General features: G+C 69.6%; 14 protein-coding genes. 9 read left to right on the top strand and 5 right to left on the bottom strand.

Annotation, left to right across the window (positions count from 1 at the left end; translation table 11 throughout):
• Positions 1–21: 21 nt before the first annotated feature.
• Complete coding sequence (locus tag D0T12_RS23265; RefSeq protein WP_117401977.1) at positions 22–495, bottom strand: nitroreductase family deazaflavin-dependent oxidoreductase; 474 nt, start codon at positions 493–495, stop codon at positions 22–24.
• Between the two features lie 264 nt (positions 496–759).
• On the opposite strand from D0T12_RS23265, the gene D0T12_RS23260 reads away from it, so the two are divergent.
• From D0T12_RS23260 to D0T12_RS23215, 9 genes are all read left to right on the top strand, one after another.
• Positions 760–1,650, top strand: a complete 891-nt coding sequence (locus tag D0T12_RS23260; protein ID WP_117401976.1) for a phosphorothioated DNA-binding restriction endonuclease — start codon at positions 760–762, stop codon at positions 1,648–1,650.
• 248 nt (positions 1,651–1,898) lie between these two features.
• Positions 1,899–3,473, top strand: a complete 1,575-nt coding sequence (locus tag D0T12_RS35960) for a chitinase (RefSeq protein WP_233526240.1) — start codon at positions 1,899–1,901, stop codon at positions 3,471–3,473.
• 28 nt (positions 3,474–3,501) lie between these two features.
• Entirely contained in the window at positions 3,502–5,268 is a 1,767-nt protein-coding gene (locus tag D0T12_RS23245; RefSeq protein WP_117401797.1) for a chitinase, read from the top strand.
• Positions 5,269–5,373: 105 nt separating this feature from the next.
• Positions 5,374–6,270: a lytic polysaccharide monooxygenase auxiliary activity family 9 protein gene (locus D0T12_RS23240; protein ID WP_117401796.1), complete on the top strand. Its 897-nt coding sequence runs from the start codon at positions 5,374–5,376 to the stop codon at positions 6,268–6,270.
• Between the two features lie 190 nt (positions 6,271–6,460).
• Complete coding sequence (locus D0T12_RS23235; protein ID WP_158581608.1) at positions 6,461–7,093, top strand: DUF305 domain-containing protein; 633 nt, start codon at positions 6,461–6,463, stop codon at positions 7,091–7,093.
• A gap of 9 nt (positions 7,094–7,102) precedes the next feature.
• Positions 7,103–9,667, top strand: a complete 2,565-nt coding sequence (locus D0T12_RS23230; RefSeq protein WP_117401974.1) for a glycosyl hydrolase family 18 protein — start codon at positions 7,103–7,105, stop codon at positions 9,665–9,667.
• Between the two features lie 500 nt (positions 9,668–10,167).
• Positions 10,168–11,394 (top strand): acyltransferase family protein, encoded by a 1,227-nt coding sequence (locus D0T12_RS23225; RefSeq protein ID WP_199487638.1) that lies wholly within the window; start codon positions 10,168–10,170, stop codon positions 11,392–11,394.
• A gap of 310 nt (positions 11,395–11,704) precedes the next feature.
• A complete protein-coding gene (locus D0T12_RS23220; RefSeq protein ID WP_199487637.1) occupies positions 11,705–12,451 on the top strand; it encodes a S1 family peptidase in 747 nt (248 codons plus the stop codon).
• Positions 12,452–12,535: 84 nt separating this feature from the next.
• Entirely contained in the window at positions 12,536–13,114 is a 579-nt protein-coding gene (locus D0T12_RS23215) for a snapalysin family zinc-dependent metalloprotease (RefSeq protein WP_117401793.1), read from the top strand.
• 126 nt (positions 13,115–13,240) lie between these two features.
• Here the strand turns inward: D0T12_RS23215 and D0T12_RS23210 are convergent, their stop codons facing one another.
• From D0T12_RS23210 to D0T12_RS23195, 4 genes are all read right to left on the bottom strand, one after another.
• Positions 13,241–14,644: a DHA2 family efflux MFS transporter permease subunit gene (locus D0T12_RS23210; protein WP_117401792.1), complete on the bottom strand. Its 1,404-nt coding sequence runs from the start codon at positions 14,642–14,644 to the stop codon at positions 13,241–13,243.
• A gap of 127 nt (positions 14,645–14,771) precedes the next feature.
• Entirely contained in the window at positions 14,772–15,287 is a 516-nt protein-coding gene (locus D0T12_RS23205; RefSeq protein WP_233526239.1) for a hypothetical protein, read from the bottom strand.
• Positions 15,287–16,825 carry a Scr1 family TA system antitoxin-like transcriptional regulator gene (locus D0T12_RS37185; protein ID WP_158581607.1) on the bottom strand — a complete coding sequence of 513 codons (1,539 nt, stop codon included), beginning with the start codon at positions 16,823–16,825 and terminating at the stop codon, positions 15,287–15,289. Before D0T12_RS37185 ends, D0T12_RS23205 begins: the two co-directional genes overlap by 1 nt.
• A 74-nt stretch (positions 16,826–16,899) precedes the next feature.
• Positions 16,900–17,079: a hypothetical protein gene (locus D0T12_RS23195; RefSeq protein ID WP_117401790.1), complete on the bottom strand. Its 180-nt coding sequence runs from the start codon at positions 17,077–17,079 to the stop codon at positions 16,900–16,902.
• Between the last annotated feature and the right edge of the window lie 545 nt (positions 17,080–17,624).

Genomic DNA, 17,624 nt, shown 5'->3' with positions numbered 1-17,624 from the left:
CCTTGTCCGGGCCCGCGCCGCTCACCGCGGAGTGAGCCGGACGACCGGATACTTCCGCTCCGACTTGCTCTGATATTTCGCGATACGGGGCTGTGCGGTGGCGATGCGCCGCCAGGCCCGCTCCCGGTCGTCGCCCTCCAGCCGGTGCGGCGTCACCGGTACGGCGTCGCGGTCGGGCAGTTCGATCGCCGCCCGGTCGGGATACGCCATCAGATTGGCGTACCAGTCCGGGTTCTGGCTTCCACCACCCGACGCGACGACCAGCCGGGCGCCCTCGTCGTCGGTGAACCACGCCACGGGCGTCTCCCGCGGTTCCCCGCTCCGCCGGCCCACCGTGTGCAGGATCAGCACGTCCATCTTCATGAACGTCCCGCGGCCACGCCGGATCTTGCGGTTCATCCGGGCGTTCATCCGGTGCTGCGCCCACCGGGAGAACGCGCCCGGCGTACCCGGCCTGCGCTTTTCGGTGCGCTCCGCCTGCCGTTCGCGTGCCATCATCCGCCTCCGTTCAGTTCGTTCGACTCGTGCCACCGACATCTCCGCGACATTGCCAGATCAGACCGTGATCAGGCCTGTGATCAGACCTCCGACAATGTCCCCCGAAATCGTCCGGTCATGAATCCCGAGGTCGATGACGGTCACGCTAGTCGCGGCCTCCGAACAGGCGCTTCTCGATTCCTGACCGGTCTCGTCACGCGGGGCCGGGTACCCCAGGCGCCGCACGTCACACCCGGCGCGAACCGGGCTAGGGTGGCGGGCGTGGAATGGGTCGAGCGGGTGCTGAACGTCCGTCAATACTCGCGCGACGGAGAACGCGCCCCGCACAAACCCCTGCTGTTGTTGTACGCGCTCGGACGGTTCCGGCACGAGGGGCCGCGCGCCATCGAGTTCTCGGCGGCGGAAGAGGATCTGCGGCGCCTGCTGGCGGAGTTCGGGCCGCCCCGAACGACCAGTCCCGGTTATCCGTTCCACCATCTGACCAATGACGACGGCCTCTGGGAGGTCAGGACGGCCGACGGCGGACCGAGTCCGGGTTCCGCGGTCGGCCCGTTGCGGTCCCGGGGCGCGGCGGGCCGGTTGCATCCGGGTCTCGCGGCGGCGCTCGCCGGCGACTCGGCGCTGCTGCCCCGGTTGGTGCGGGCGCTGCTGGAGGCGAACTTCGCGCCGTCGCTGCACGCCGACATCTGCCAGATGGTCGGCCTGGAGCTGGAGGACGCGGAGCTGCCCGCCGCCGTCCAGGAGAAGCTCGGACGTCGTGATCCGGCGTTCCGACTGGAGGTGCTGGAGGCGTACGAGTTCTGCTGCGCCTTCTGCGGCTACGAGGGCTGGCTGAACGGCGCGCCCGTCGGCCTGGACGCCGCGCACGTGCGCTGGCGAACCTATGACGGCCCCGACCGCCTGGACAACGGCATCTGCCTGTGCGCGCTGCACCACCGGTTGTTCGACCGGGGCGTCGTCGGGTTGACCGGCGACCGCGTGATCACCGTGTCGCGCAAGTACGTCGGCCGGACGGCGGCGTCCGGAAACCTGGTCCTCGAACTGGTGGGACGACCGGCGCGCGACCCCCAAACGGGCCTGGCCCGGGTGGAGCCCACGCACATCGAATGGCATGCCCAGCAGGTCTTCCGCGGCCCGGCCCGAGCGGCCTGATTGTCGAACTTCGCCCGCGAAAGGGCATGACATTGTCGACTAGTGCCGATATTCGCACGCGCTGAGGCTGGTTCGGTGTACAAGCTGGGCTGGTTGGCCTGCGCAAATGGACGATATTGGGCGAAGGGCTTGCCCGGGTCACGGTCGCTGGTTACCTTGCTTCAAAACTGATAGGAAACCTTCCTATCGAATAGCGCTCTACTCGGGGTTCGGGGGAATCCGCCAGCTTCCGACCGATGGAGTGAGATTTGAGCCCCCGCTCTGTTCTCAGTGTTCTGACCGTCCTCCTGCTCGCGCTCGCCGCGCCGCTCGCCGGCGCCTCCTACGCGCAGGCCGAGGCGCCGACCGCAACGTTCAGCAAGCCCTCCACCTGGGGTGCCGGATGGGAGGGACGATTCACCCTCACCAACGCGTCCGACGCCGCGATCAACGGATGGCGTGTCGAGTTCGACATGCCCTCGGGCTCCTCCGTCGGCTCGTACTGGGACGCCCTGCTGACCAAGGACGGTCAGCGCCACACGTTCCAGAACCGCGACTACAACGCCACCATCCCAGCGGGCGGTTCGGTCACGTTCGGGTTCCTCGGGAACGGTCCCGGTGTCCCGGAGAACTGCACGTTCAACGGTGGTCCCTGTACCGGCGGCTCGGGCGAGCCCGACCGGCTCGGTACGCCGGGCACCCCCACGATCAGCGCCAAGACCGAAACCTCGCTCACCCTCGGCTGGGCGGCGGGCACCGGCTCGCCGACCGGCTACCGCGTCTATGAGGGCTCCGACCTGCGGGCCACCGTCACCGGCACCACCGCCACGATCAGCGGGCTCGCCAAGTGCTCCACGCACAGCTACACGGTCAAGGCCTACGACGACGCCGGTGAGTCGCCCGCCAGCACCGCCGTCACCGGGACGACCGACGGATGCGTGACCGGCCCGCTGCCCAAGCACTTCCTGACCGGCTACTGGCACGACTTCGTCAACGCGGCGCGTGAGATCAAGCTCTCCCAGGTCCCCGACGAGTACGACGTCGTCGCGGTGGCGTTCGGCGAGTCGACCAGCCGCCACGGAGAGGTCTCGTTCCGGGTCGACCCCGAACTGGCCAAGGCGGTCGGCGGCTACACCGACGAGCAGTTCAAGGCCGACATCAAGGCGCTCCAGGCCAAGGGCAAGAAGGTCATCCTGTCCGTCGGCGGCGAGAAGGGCGCGATCTGGGTCGGCAACGCGAACGCCGCGACCCTGTTCACCAACTCCATGTACGGGCTGATCAACGAGTGGGGCTTCGACGGCGTCGACATCGACCTGGAGAACGGCATCAGCGCCCAGTACATGGGCCAGGCGCTGCGGGCGCTGCACGCCAAGGTGGGCAACGACATGATCATCACCATGGCGCCGCAGACGGTCGACATGCAGAACACCGGAGCGGGCTACTTCCAGCTCGCGCTGAACATCAAGGACATCCTCACCGTCGTCCACATGCAGTACTACAACTCAGGCACGATGCTCGGCTGTGACCAGCAGGTGTACTCGCAGGGAACGCTCAACTTCATGACCGCGCTGGCCTGCATCCAGCTGGAGAACGGGCTCCGTCCCGACCAGGTGGCGCTCGGCCTTCCGGCCGGAGCGGGCGCGGCGGGCGGCGGTGTCGTCCAGCCGGGGCTGGTCAACAACGCGCTGGACTGCCTGGCCAAGGGCACGAACTGCGGCTCCTACAAGCCGTCCCGCACCTACCCCGGCATTCGCGGCGCGATGACCTGGTCGATCAACTGGGACCTCTCGAACGGCGGCAGGTTCGCCGGCACGGTGGGCCCGCACCTCGACACGCTTCCGTAGCCGGACACGCTCTCCCAGAGGGACGGACATGAAGAAGATCTGGGCCCCGGCGGTGCTGACCGCCGGGCTGCTCATCGGGCTCCCGAACCCGGCGCAGGCGGCCAACGTGCTCGCCAACGCCGGCTTCGAGAGCGGGTCGCTGAACGGCTGGACCTGCTCGGGCGGCGGCACTGCCGTGACCACCCCCGTGCGGACGGGCTCGTACGCCCTCGCGGGCGGCGTGAGCGCCGGAAGCACCGGGCAGTGCTCGCAGACCGTCAGCGTCAAGCCCAACACCGCGTACGAGCTGTCCGCGTGGGTGCGCGGCAGCTACGTGTACATGGGCGTGACCGGCGGTGGTCGGACGTGGGCGCCGTCCGCGTCCGACTACACCAAGCTGTCGCTGTCGTTCACGACCGGCGCCGACCAGAAGACCGTGGAGATCTACCTGCACGGCTGGTACGGCAACGGCGCGTACTACGCCGACGACGTGGTGCTGGACGGGCCCGGCGGCGAACCCCAGCCCGGTGTCCCCGGCGCACCGGGGTCCCCGCGGGTCGGGACGGTCACCGACGACTCGATCGCCCTGTCGTGGGATCCGGCACCCGGAACGGTCACCGGCTACCGCGTGTACGAGGACTCCACCGTCCGGGCCACGGTGACCGGCACGAGCGCCACCATCTCGGGCCTGGACACGTGCAGCTCGCACAGCTACACGGTCGTCGCGTACAACGACGTCGGCGAGTCGTCCAGGTCGGCGGCGGTCGGCGGCCGGACGAGCGGCTGCGTCGACACCGGTCTCCCGAAGCACGCGCTGATCGGCTACCTGCACGCGAGCTTCGCCAACGGGTCCGGTTACGTGCGGATGGCGGACGTCCCGGACTCGTGGGACATCATCAACCTCGCGTTCGGCGAGCCGACCTCGTCCACGTCCGGTGACATCCGATTCACCCGCTGCCCGGTGAGCGAATGCCCGAACGTGGAGAGCGAGGAGGAGTTCACCGCCGCGATCCGCGCGAAGCAGGCGCAGGGCAAGAAGGTCCTGATCTCGATCGGCGGCCAGAACGGCCAGGTGCAGCTCACCTCGGCGGGCGCGCGGGACGCGTTCGTCCGGTCCGTGTCGGCGATCATCGACAGGTACGGGCTGGACGGTCTCGACGTCGACTTCGAGGGCCACTCGCTCTACCTCAACAGCGGTGACACCGACTTCCGGAACCCGACCACCCCGGTGATCGTGAACCTGATCTCGGCGTTGAAGACGCTGAAGGCCAAGTACGGGAACGACTTCGTCCTGACGATGGCCCCGGAGACGTTCTTCGTGCAGGTCGGCTACCAGTTCTACGGCGGCTCGGGCGGCGCGGACAACCGGACGGGCGCCTACCTCCCGGTGATCCACGCGATGCGGGACGCGCTGACCGTCCTGCACGTCCAGGACTACAACTCCGGGCCGGTCATGGGGCTGGACAACCAGTACCACAACATGGGCGGCGCGCAGTTCCACATCGCGATGACCGACATGGTGAAGGCCGGGTTCCCGGTCGCGAAGACCGGTCACACGTTCCCCGGCCTGCGCCCCGACCAGATCGGCATCGGCCTCCCCGCCGCGGTCAGCGCGGGCAACGGCCACACGCCGCCCGCCCAGGTGCAGCAGGCCGTGAACTGCCTCGTGAAGGGGCAGGGCTGCGGCTCGTACCAGCTCCGCGGCGGGACGTCCCCGGCGTTCCGCGGGCTGATGACCTGGTCGATCAACTGGGACCGCTACTACAAGTGGGAGTTCATGAACAGCCACCGACCCTTCCTCAACGGCCTTCCGTAACCCCTCGGCCTCGCGCTTCGCGAGCCGTCCCGTACCTCCGAGGAGGCCCCGGACCTCCGCGTCCGGGCCTCCTCGGAGAAACCCACCCCACCGGAAGGAACCCCGATGAGATCGAACCGAGCGAGACAGGCGGCCGCCGTCACGGTCGCCGTCCCGGCGGCGTCGGTGCTCGTGGTGCTCGGCACCGCGACCGGCGCGAGCGCGCACGGCACCATGTCCGACCCGCCGAGCCGCGTGTACGTCTGTAAGAACGAGGGACCGGAGAGCCCGAAGTCCGAGGCGTGCAAGGCGGCCGTGGCCGCCAGCGGCACCCAGCCGTTCTACGACTGGAACGAGGTGTCGCTGATCAACGCCGGTGGAAAGCACCGGGAGCTCATCCCGGACGGGCAGCTGTGCGGCGCCGGCCGGGCGAAGTTCCGCGGCCTCGACCTGCCGCGCGCCGACTGGCCGGCCAAGCCGATGTCGTCCGGCCCGCAGACGATCACGTACCACGCGACCGCGCCGCACGGGGGCAGCAACTTCGAGTTCTACATCACCCGTCATGGTTGGGACCCGACGCAGCCGCTGCGCTGGTCGGACCTGGAGCACATCCAGACGTTCAAGAGCCAGAACCCGACCACGTTCACCAAGTGGACGATCAACATTCCGCCGCGCAGCGGCCGGCACGTCCTCTACTCGATCTGGCAGCGGGTGCTGTACAGCGAGGAGGCGTTCTACACCTGTTCCGACGTCGACTTCGGAGGAACGACGACACCTCCGACCAACCCACCGACCGACCCGCCCACCAACCCACCGACCGACCCGCCCACCGACCCACCGACCGACCCGCCCACGGACCCGCCGACCGACCCGCCGAGCAGCGGCTCCTGGACCGCCGGCACGGCCTACGAACCGGGCGACCAGGTGACGTACGGCGGCGCGTCCTACAAGTGCCTGCAAGCGCACACCGCGCTCGCGGGCTGGGAACCCGCGAACACCACCGCGCTCTGGCAGAAGGTCTGAGCGCGGCAGGATGACCGAACGCGATGAGTTGCCTCCAATGAAGCGCCACGCGACCGAACGCCCCGCGGCCGTACCTCCCGCGGCCGGCCCCCGGACGACCGACCTCCCTGCGACCGACCGTCATACGGCCGTTTCCCCTGCGGCCGCACCCCCTGTGACGGACGGCGAAACGTCGGAACGTCCCGCGGCTATGCGCGGCGTAGTCAAATACGGCGCGGTGGCGCTCCTCATCGCGTGCGTCGCCTTGGTGTTCGCCCAGTGCGGGGCCGCCGGCGGTTCGCCGTCCGGCGGCCCCGCCCCAGCGTCACGCGGCGGAGACGGCTTCAACTCCCAGGACGTGATGTTCCTCCAGATGATGCTTCCCCACCAGGAGCAGGGCGTGAAGCTCGTGCGGCTGGCGAAGGACCATCCGGTCAGTCCGCGGGTGCGGACGCTCGCCCTGGCGATCGAGAGCACGCAGATCGCCGAGGCGGAACAGATGCAGCGACGCCTGCGCGAGTGGCGACGGCCGCTGCGCGCGCAGTCGCACGAACATGCCGCGCACGGCGGCATGCCCCAGACCACCGACGCCGAACTGGAGGTGTTGGTGCGGAACCCGCCGGACCGTTTCGAGCGCGCGTTCCTCAACCTGCTGATCGGACACCAGGACGACGCCGTCCAGATGGCCCGCCTGGAGACCGGCAAGGGCGAGGACGCCTGGACGCGGAACCTGGCGGCACGCGTCGACCGGTCACGGTCGGCGCAGATCGATCAGATGCTGGCGATTCTCGGCCCCCCATCCTCGGAAGGACCCCGACCCCCGGAAGACTCCCACCGGAAGTAGGTGTTCGGCATGCGCCGAATGATCGGAATCTTGCTCACCTTCGTCGTCGTGGCCGCGCTCGCCGTCGCTCCCGCGCGGGCGGCGGACCGCCTCACGGCGACCTTCAGCCTGTCCGGGACGACCGGAAAATATGTGGTTACCAATCCCGGTTCGTCCTCTATCAGCGGTTGGACGTTGACGTTCGAGCTCCCCGCGGGTGTGACCGCCAGTAGCCCGCAGAACGCCACGTTGTCGCAGGACGGCACGAAGGTGACGCTCCGCCCGCTGTTCTATATCGACACGCTCCGCGGCGGCGCGACCACCGACCCGTACAGCCCGACGTTCACGTTGAGTTCCGCGGCCCAGCCGGCGAACTGCAAGCTGAACGGCGCGAACTGTGACGGCTCGGGTGAGGCGCCGCCGACGGCGGACGGCGTCACCGCCGCGTACTCCGTCGAGGGATCGCGCGCCAAGTTCATCGTGGCGAACAACTCCTCGGCGACGATCCAGTCCTGGTCGATCGTGTTCACCCTGCCCGCCGGCGTCACCGCCAGCAACGCCGACAACGGGTCGCTCACCCAGACCGGGAACACGTGGACCCTGTCCCCCGCCCACTACAACAGCACCGTGGGGGCCGGACGGACCACCGAGCCGTACAGCCCGACGTTCACGGTGAGCAGGTCGGGCGCGCAGCCGGCCACCTGCCGCGTCAACGACGTCAACTGCGACGGCTCGGCGGACGCGCCCCCGGCGGCGCCCGGCAACCTGACCTCGCCGGTGAAGACCACCAAGACGGTCACGCTGGACTGGGACGAGGCCAAGGCCGGCAGCCTGCCCATCACCGCGTACGAGGTGTACAACGGCGACACGCTCGCCACGACGGTGCCGGACACGGCCGCCACGGTCACGGGCCTCACGCCCAACACCGAGTACACCTTCACGGTGAAGGCCCGGGACCGCAAGGGAACCCTGTCCCCGGCCAGCTCGCCCCTCACCGTCAAGACGAACAACCCGGCCGACGACACCGTGGCGCCGTCCGTCCCGACGGGGCTGCGCAGCACCGGCAAGGACTCCGGCAGCGTGAAGCTGGCGTGGAACGCCTCGACCGACAACAGCGGCGTGGCGAACTACGACGTGCTGGTGAACGGCAAGGTCGCGACGACCGTGACGGAGACGTCCGCGAACGTCGCGGGGCTGTCGCCGTCCACGAAGTACAGCTTCAGCGTCAAGGCCCGCGACAAGTACGACAACGTGTCCGAGGCCGGCTCCGCCATCGAGGTGCAGACCGCCGACGTGGTCGGCGACGGCTACGCCAAGGTCGGCTACTTCGTCCAGTGGGGCATCTACGGCCGCCAGTACTTCGTGAAGAACCTGGACACCACCGGGAACGCGCGGCGGCTGACCCACATCAACTACGCCTTCGGCAACATCGACCCGCGCAACCTGACGTGTCTGCACGGCGTCACCAAGGGCACCTCGCAGAACCCGCAGGACCCGAACCAGGGTGACGGCGCGGGCGACGCCGAGGCCGACTACGGGCGCCCGTTCAGCGCCGGACAGTCGGTGGACGGCGTCGGCGACACCGGCTGGGAGAAGCTGCGCGGCAACTACAACCAGCTCAAGAAGCTCAAGGCCAAGTACCCGCACCTGAAGGTGCTGATCTCGCTCGGCGGCTGGACGTACTCCAAGTACTTCTCCGACGTCGCCAAGACCGACGCGTCCCGGAAGAAGTTCGTCCAGTCCTGCCTCGACATCTACATCAAGGGCAACCTGCCCGTGTACAACGGCGCGGGCGGCCCCGGGACGGGCGCGGGCATCTTCGACGGCATCGACCTCGACTGGGAGTGGCCGGGCGCCGAGGGGCACCCGGGCAACCACGTCAGCCCGGACGACAAGCGCAACAACACGCTGCTGATCGAGGAGTTCCGGCGTCAGCTCGACGAGATGACGAAGTCGACCGGCCAGCGCTACCTGCTCACCGCGTTCACCCCCGCCGACCCGGCGAAGATCGAGGCCGGCTGGGAGCTGGCGGAGGTCGCCAAGTCCATGGACATGTTCAACATCCAGGGCTACGACTTCCACGGCGCGGGCAGCGACGACTCCTGGGAGCCCAAGCGGACGGGCCACCAGGGCAACCTGTACACCGACAAAGATGACCCGTACTCGTTCCACTTCAGCGTCGAGAACGCTGTGCAGCCGTACCTGGACGCCGGGATCAACCCGCGGAAGCTGACGATCGGCCTGGCCTACTACGGCCGCGGCTGGAAGGAAGTGAAGGACGGCGGCAAGGGCGGCGAGTGGCAGGACGCGAACGGCGCGGCCCCCGGCCAGTTCGCTGAGGAGGCCGGAACGCGCGGGTACAGCAACCTGCTCGCCAGCGTCCCGAACTGCCGGATCGTCCATGACGAGCAGGCGGTCGCGACGTCCTGCTACACCGGTGAGAACGGCCAGTGGTGGACGTTCGACGACTCGTGGTCGATCCAGAAGAAGGTCGACTGGCTCAAGAAGAAGAACATGCTCGGCGCGATGATCTGGGAGATGTCCGGTGACCCGGGCGTCCTGACCAGGACTCTCGACGAGAGCCTCGGCAAATGATTTACCGATCCGCCGATCACTGATCGACTGATCCGCTGAACCCAGGGCCGGTGCCGGCTGCGAACAGCACGGCACCGGCCCTGACCCATGCCCGGGAACGAAGGCGCGATTTTCCACACGACCGAAGCGCCGTTGCTTGATCTTGTTGTCGTTTCGAGGTGTCCAGGCTCGGTGAGGCGGCGGCGCACGGTGACGAGGCCCATGACCTGCCGTCCGCGATCGGCGCCGACATCCGTGCGCTTCCCGAGGACGAATGATGAGGGCGGGGGCGGCTCCGCGCGTCGTTCCCCCGGCGGCGATCTCTGCGAGGTGTTCGCGGACGCACGCGTCGATCGTCCGTGGCGGAACGAGAGTGGTCAGCGGTTCCGTTGAGGGTGACGTGGCGGCGCCGCCCTTTCCCCGCGCACGCGTCCGGACGGGGCCACGGGGCCGTCTACTCTGTCGGAATGGTTCCCGCTTCGGGCGTTCCCCCCGCCTCATCCCGTCTCGGGTGGCTTGATGTGCTTCGTGGAGGTGCGGCGCTGGCCGTCGCGCTCCACCACGCCAGCTACGTGTACCTGCCGTCACTGCGGATCCAGATGATCGGCTGGTTCGATCCCGGCATGTACGGGGTGCTGGTGTTCTTCCTGGTCAGCGGATACATCATTCCCGCGTCGCTGGAGCGGCGCGGAAGCGTGCGGGGATTCTGGATCGGGCGGTTCTTCCGCATCTACCCGCTGCTGGCCGTGACGTGTCTCCTCGCGATCCTGCCCTTCCTGCTGGGCGTGCTCGGGCTCCGCGGCGGGCTGGAACAGTACTCCCCCGTGACCGCCGTCCTGGCGCACCTGACGATGCTCCAGGACATCCTGAACGTCCCCAACGTGATGAACGTCCTGTGGACGCTGTCCTACGAGATGGCGTTCTACCTGCTGGTCGTCGCGCTGTTCGTGGTGGGCGGGCATCGCCGGTCGGCGTCCGCGGCCACCGTCCTCACCCTCGGCGCGGTCGCCGCCGCCGCGCTCACCGCGGCCGGTGTGCTGACCGATGGGCGCCCCGTCACACTGCTGTCGCGCAACGCCGGGACCGGGCCCGTCGTCGCCGTGACCGCCGTCGCCCTGATCGTCGCGATCGCCGCGGCCGTGTCGAACCGCTCGGCGCCGCGCGTCGCGGGCGGCCTGCTCGGCGGGCTGCTCGCCGCCCTGCTCGTCGCCGCGAACGGGCGCCTCGAGACATGGGAGGGCCTCACCATGCTCGCGATCATGTTCGCGGGGACGGCCGTGCACCGCGCCGAGCACGGTCAGATCGGTCGGCGCGTGGGCGCGGCGACGGCGCTGGTCGTCCTGGCGGGGGCCCTGGGCAACGGGGTGTGGCAGCTGGCGCCCTTCGGCTGGCGCGCGCAGCTCTCCTGGAGCGCGACGCTGCTGGCGGCGGCGGTGACGTTCGCGGTGGCGTGGCGGTCGCGGCACCGCCGGTTCCCCCGCTGGGCCACCGGCCTCGGCACCATCAGCTTCTCGATCTACCTGCTGCACCCGCTGCTGCTCATGGTGGCCGCGCAGTTCCTCGACGCGTCGGGACGGGAGGACGTGGTGGGCCTGGCGTTCTTCGTCCTGGTGCTGCTGGCGCTGAGCTGGGCGTCGCAGCGCTGGATCGAGGCGCCCGCGCAACGTCTCGGACGCCGTCTCGGACGCCGGCTCGGCCGTCCCGCGCGGCGGGACACGAACGTCCAGCCGCAGGTGCTCGCGTCCTGAGCCGTCCGCGTTCACAGGCGAGGACCGTCCCGGCGCCGTTTTCACAGCTCAGCGCCGGAATTGAAAAAATGGGCCTGCGTTCAGTCTGAAGGCATACCGCTAGAAGCGTCGCAGGTCGCCTATGTTCTCCGGCTAGAAGGCGTTCTATTCGGGCCCGGACGCCGAATTCGCATGTGGTCATTTCCGTATCCGTGGTCAATAGTCGGTGTACGAGGCCGGTGCCACGTCCTGACGTGTCATCGGCCGGGGACCGGCAGGGCCAGGCGGTCGCCACGTTTCTTCTTCCACCCCCTGAAAGGACCCCCCGCTCATGAGGAAGCGCAGACTGTTGGTCGCGATGCCCATCGCGGTTCTGACTCTGACCGGTACGTCGGTGGCGAACGCGGCGGCTGAGCAGCCGTCGCCGCCCCCGCGTACCAACATCGTCGGCGGCGTGCCCGCCACGGAGACGTACACCTGGATGACTTCGTTGCAGAACAACGGACGGCACAGCTGCGGCGGCTCCCTGGTCGCGCCGCAGTGGGTCATCACCGCGACGCACTGCGGTCAGCCCTCGTCCGTCCGGATCGGCACGAAGACCTACAACGCCGGCGGTGAGACCCGCCAGGTCGCGAGCCGCCAGGTCATCGGCGGCGACCTCGCCATTCTCCGCCTGTCCAGCCCGTCGACGATGACGCCCATTCCCATCGCCTCCACCGCTCCGGTCGGGTCCGCGACCCGCCTGATCGGCTGGGGCCAGACCTGTCCGACCCGAGGCTGCGGGGGCGCTCCCGTCCAGCTGCAGCAGCTCGACACCACCATCGTCGCCGACAGCCGGTGCTCCGGCATCGACGCCGCCAAGGAGATCTGCACCGACGGCGGCAACGGCAAGGGCGCCTGCTACGGCGACTCCGGCGGCCCCGCCGTGACCGGCGGACCGGGCGCCTGGCAGCTCGTCGGCGCGACCAGCCGCGGCGGCCAGACGTGCGCGCAGGGCCCCGCGATCTACAGCGACACGGCCTACTACCGCGACCAGATCCTCCGGATCACCGGTGGCACCGCGACCGTCGCTCGCTGACCTTCGCGGAACCGAACGTGCCCTCCGCCGGAGCGCGGTGCCCGGCGGAGGGTACCCACCCTGCTCCCCCACCTTGAGGTATTCATGGTCGCCAGAAAGATTCTGAGGGTCTGTGCCGCGTCGTTGATCGGCCTGGCCTTCGTGACCGGCACGGGCGTGTCCGCTTCGGCGGCGCCCGCGCCGGAGCAGTCCACCCAGCAGTCCGTCAACGTCCGCACCCTCCGGTATGACACGAGCCGGGCCGCCGAGTTCAAGGAGGCATGGGACGAGGGCGCGAAGATCTGGAACGAGCACGTCAAGAACGTCCAGCTGGTTCCAGGGACTCCCGCCGAGATCACCATCCTCGCCGACAACGGTTGGCCCCGCGCGCAGGTGCAGAGCCTCGGCCGCGGCACGGTCTGGATGGGCCGCCAGGCCACCCAGCAGGGCCACTACGTGATCCGGATCGCCTCCCACGAACTGGGTCACATCCTCGGTCTCCCGGACCGGCGTACGGGCCGCTGCGATGACCTGATGTCCGGCGCCAGCGCCGGCACGGCCTGCAAGAACCCCAACCCCAACCCGGCGGAGATCGCCGAGGTCGAGCGCAACTTCCAGTTCGGCCGCTCGGGCGTCAAGCCCGGCACCGTCCTGAGCGAGGCGCCGGTCCTCACCCGCCACTGAACCGTTCTCCGTGTCCGGCCGGGGCGCACTGGAGCCGTGCCCCCGCTTGACGCCGGATGAGGAGGGTTCACCGATCCCCGCCCCTTGACGGGACCTGAGGGCGTCCGTTCCTTCCGGCAGGCGCCCTCAGGTCCCCTTTTTCGGGCGGGGCAGGAACGGGACGAGCGCCGTGCCGGCGGCGGTGATGACGGCGGCGACGACGAAGGCGGTCGAGTACCCGTCCACGAGGTCGGTGCCGGAGCGGGCCGCGGCCGTACCGAGAACGGTGAGGCCGATGGCGCCGCCGATGACGCGGGACGTGTTGACCACGCCCGCCACGGCACCCGCCTCCGACGACGGAGCGCCCGCGGTCGACGCCTCCACCAGCGGTGTCATCAGCAGCCCGAAGCCGAGCGCCATGACCGCGCCGGGCCCGAGGATCGAGCCGAGGAACGTTCCGTCCTCGTCCAGGGCGACGCTCTGCCAGGCGAACCCGGCGGCGGCGAGGAGCCCGCCCGCGCCGGCGAGGAGCCGGGGGTCCATTCGGGCCATGAGGGTGGGCACCAACCGGGAACCGATGATGATCCCCATGGTGTGCGGCAGGAACGACAGGCCTGTCTTGACCGCGCTGAAGTGCAGGACGTTCTGCATGTAGAGCGACAGGAAGTACCACAACGCGAAACCGGCCGCCATGATGACGAGAGTGGTGAGATTCCCGACCGCGACGCTCCGCAGCCGGAACATTCCCAACCGGACGAGCGGCTGCGCCGACCGAGCCTCGACGGCGACGAACGCGCCCAGCAGCACGAGACCCGCCGCGAGCGGGAGCAGCGCCGACCAGCCGTGCTCCTCCGTCCGGCCGATGCCGAACGCGACGAGCCCGACGCCCGACGTCACGAGCACGGCCCCCGGCAGGTCGAGGCGCTGCCGCGCGGCGGCGGGACGGTCGCCGCGCAGCCACATCAGCGCGATGCCCGCCACGATGGCCCCGGCGGGCACGTTGATGAGGAACACCCAGCGCCAGCTCAGATAGTCGGTGAGCAGCCCGCCGACCAGCCCGCCCGTGGCGCCGCCCGCGGTGCCGACGGCCGTCCACATGGCGATCGCCCTGGTCCGCGCGGGCCCGTCCGGGAAGGTGGCGGTGACCAGCGACAACGTGACCGGCGCGAGGATCGCGGCGCCGAGGCCCTGCACGGCGCGGGCACCGATCAGCGTCCCCGCGTCCTGCGCGAACCCGCCCGCGAGGCTCGCCACGGTGAACAACCCAAGCCCCACGAGGAAGACGTTCCTGCGTCCGAAAAGGTCGGCGACACGCCCACCGAGCAACAGGAACCCGGCGAACGTCACGGAGTAGGCGTTCACGACCCACTGGAGACCGGTCGCGCCGAGCCCGAGCCCGGCGCGCATCTCAGGCAACGCGACATTGACAACAGAGATGTCGAGGACGACGAGGAACTGCCCGATGGACGCGGCCAGCAGCGCCGCCCAACCGGGAGTAGACGGACGTTCCACCGCCTTCCCGGCGATCTGGGGGTCATGGGTCGTGGTCATACCTGACAGGCTGCACCAGCCGGCCCCTCCCCCGCGTCCTCCCCCAGACCCAAACCACAAGGTCACATGGACGTAGGACCTCCGACGCCCCTGGAGGACCAGACGCCGTAGGTCACCGCCGACAGGGTCAGCGCAGCCGCTGGTACGCGGCGTAGGTCGCGGCCCCGTACACCAGATGCGGCACCACGTCGGACATCCAACTCGACGCGGACCACTCGCGCGGGTCCGTGACCCCCAGAGCCGTCATCGGAACGTTCGACCCCGCCATCGCCAGTCCCCCCAGGGCGAGCACACCAACGGGCCACGGCACCCGCCGCCGCGCCAACGGCGCGTAGCACAGCGCCGCGCCGACCCCCGTCGCGAAGCCGAGCAGCGCCCCGATCGCCTCCTTCCGGTTCTCCGCCTTCTCCCCCTCGCCGAGCCCGACGCGCACGTCGTCCGCCATCTTCTGCACGGTGTCCTGCGGCGTGCTGCTCCCCCCGCGCGCCCGCACCGCCATGTCGAGGTACGTCGTGGCATTGAGCGCGCTGGTCCCCACGGCCCCCGCGATCACCCCGTTGATAAAGGTACGCATAACGCCCCCGCTACCCCACGACACCACCTTGATGCGCTCCGGCGGGCCGTGGAGAGTCCGAACGAGCATCAGATCTCTTTCAGGAGATCCACGAGGTATCTCACCGAGCGCTCGAGACTCACCGCGGTGACCGACAGGTCGTTCATGGCCTTGGTGTAAACGTCGACCTCCGCCCGCTTGTCGACGAAGTGAGCGCCGGTGAGCCGGCCCAGGTACACGACATCGGACAGGTCGGGTTCGGCGAAGCGCAGGATCGTGAACGGGCCGCCCGCCGCCGAGTGCCAGCCCGCCTTGAACGGCACGATCTGCAGCGACACGTGGGCCAGCTCCGCCATCTCGATCAGGCGCCTGATCTGGGCTCGCAGCACCCCGCGGCCGCCGAGCGGGCGGCGCACGACCGCCTCGTCCAGCACGGCCCACAGCATCGGCGCCTCGCGGGCGACGAAACGCTCCTGCCTCATCATGCGGAACCGGACCCGCCGCTCGACCTCGTCCTCCGAGGCGCCGGGGGCACCGAGCCGGACGACCGCACGCGCGTAGTCCTCGGTCTGCATCAGCTCGGGAACGAACGGCAACTCGTAGGTTCGCACCACCGAGGCGGCCTCCTCCAACCCCAGGTACACCTCGAACCCGCGCCGCAGGGTGTCGCCGTACCACTGCCACCAGTCGGGACGGTTCGCCTCGTCGGCGAGCCGCAGCAGCGACGCGCGAGCGGCGGGATCGGTCACACCGTAGAGGGTGAGCAGGTCGGCGACGTCCCGCACCTTGACGCCGACTCGGCCCAGCTCGATCCGGACGACCTTCGAAGCGGAGCACCGGATGAAGCGACCCGCGTCCTCGATGGAGAACCCGCCGGCCTCGCGCAGACCGCGCAGCCGCGCCCCGAGCAGGATTCGCCGCGCGGTCGGCCCCCCACGCGGGCCGGATGACTCACCCTCCCCGGCGCGCATCGCCGTCTCCACCCCCACGGGACGCACCGCGGGCACCGGACCATCGCCTTCGGACACCGGGACGAGCCGCCAACAGGCGGCCTCCCATCTCCGAAGATCGGACGGCGTGCCACCGCACAGCTCCACGATCCGGAGCACGTCCCGCACCCGGGGCGGCCGTGCCCCCTGGAGGAACTCGGACATGGTGGTCCGCGCCAGAGCAGGGGCGTCCGCCGGGCCCGTTTCACTTCGGGAACGGTCGACGAGTTGACGCAGGCTGAGGCCCGCGCGCCGGCGCAACTCGTCGAGCATTCCCATCAGCTCGTGCAGCGTCCTGGCCCGCCTCGGATCGACCGAGGCGGGTGAACTGCTGAAGGTGGACGACCTGCGGCGCGGCGGCGACCGCTCCCCGTTCTTGTCGCCGTCCCCCTTTCCGGAACGGTTGAGCAGTTCCGCGGTCTCACGCCACCGCCGCTCCCATTCCGCCAGGTCACCGCCGCAGGCGGTCACGTAGGCGCGGGTCACCTCCCAGCCTGGGAATCGTTGCCCTGACGCGGCCTCGGCCAGTGTGGTGTGGCCGTAGAACGACCGGCGGGCCATCGAGCGGTAAGGGGGGCCGCCCGCGTCGGCGCGGAGCTTCCGCAGCGCCACCGCGAACGCCGCCGTCGGCCCCTCCATGGGATCCAGAGGCTTCTCTGGTCGTGGCATCGGCCCGCCCCGTCACCGAGAACCCCACGCGTGATTCCCGGGACTCATGGGACCGCCGGGGCGGGAACCGGACGACGCTGGACCCGTGCGCACCCGAACAGGGCGGCGAGCTCGGCCATGACCGTCGCGGCGTATGCCGCGACGCCGGCGGTCCGGTAGGGGTCGGCCCCTGCCACGGCCGGAATCGTGATCGCCATGACCACGATCAGGATCACGATGATCAACGACCGGTGTCCGCGCCATGCCCGACCGGGCTGGCGGAGAACTGAAGAACACATCGACGCATCTCTTTCCGGGCTGGTTCGTTTGATGGCTCGGGCGAAGACATGACGGGACACGGGGCTCGTCGGACCCGCCCGGTTGCCGCCGAGCGTGCCGCCCATTTCCCGTCTTATGCATCATCGTGGCGGATGGCGTCTGGAATCGGGAAGCATTCGGCCCTACGCGTTGTTCGGAGTCTGAACGAGGCGGGGCACATACTCTCCACAACAGGCTCGCGTCAATGCCTGGTTGTTCGGAACTTCCCCCGAAGCATGAGCAGACGTTCATGCAAAGTCTGGACAACGCCGGTTCCTCCGAGAACCCGAAACACCAAGACCGCTCAAGCCGCACACATTTCCGCAGGTCAACCGCCTGACACTCGTCCCCTTTCCGAAACGACCGGGTCCAGACCGTCCTGGGACTTGCCGGACAACGCCCAAGCCGACTTACCTTGAGACGTCTCCGACACATGGTGGCCGCCGTGCCCCACGGCCGGACGACCCGATCG

Origin of the sequence: Actinomadura spongiicola, assembly GCF_003432485.1 — a bacterium.
GTDB lineage: Bacteria > Actinomycetota > Actinomycetes > Streptosporangiales > Streptosporangiaceae > Spirillospora > Spirillospora spongiicola.
Note: the sequence above shows the minus strand (reverse complement) of the source record. Positions and strands in the feature narration are given on the sequence as shown.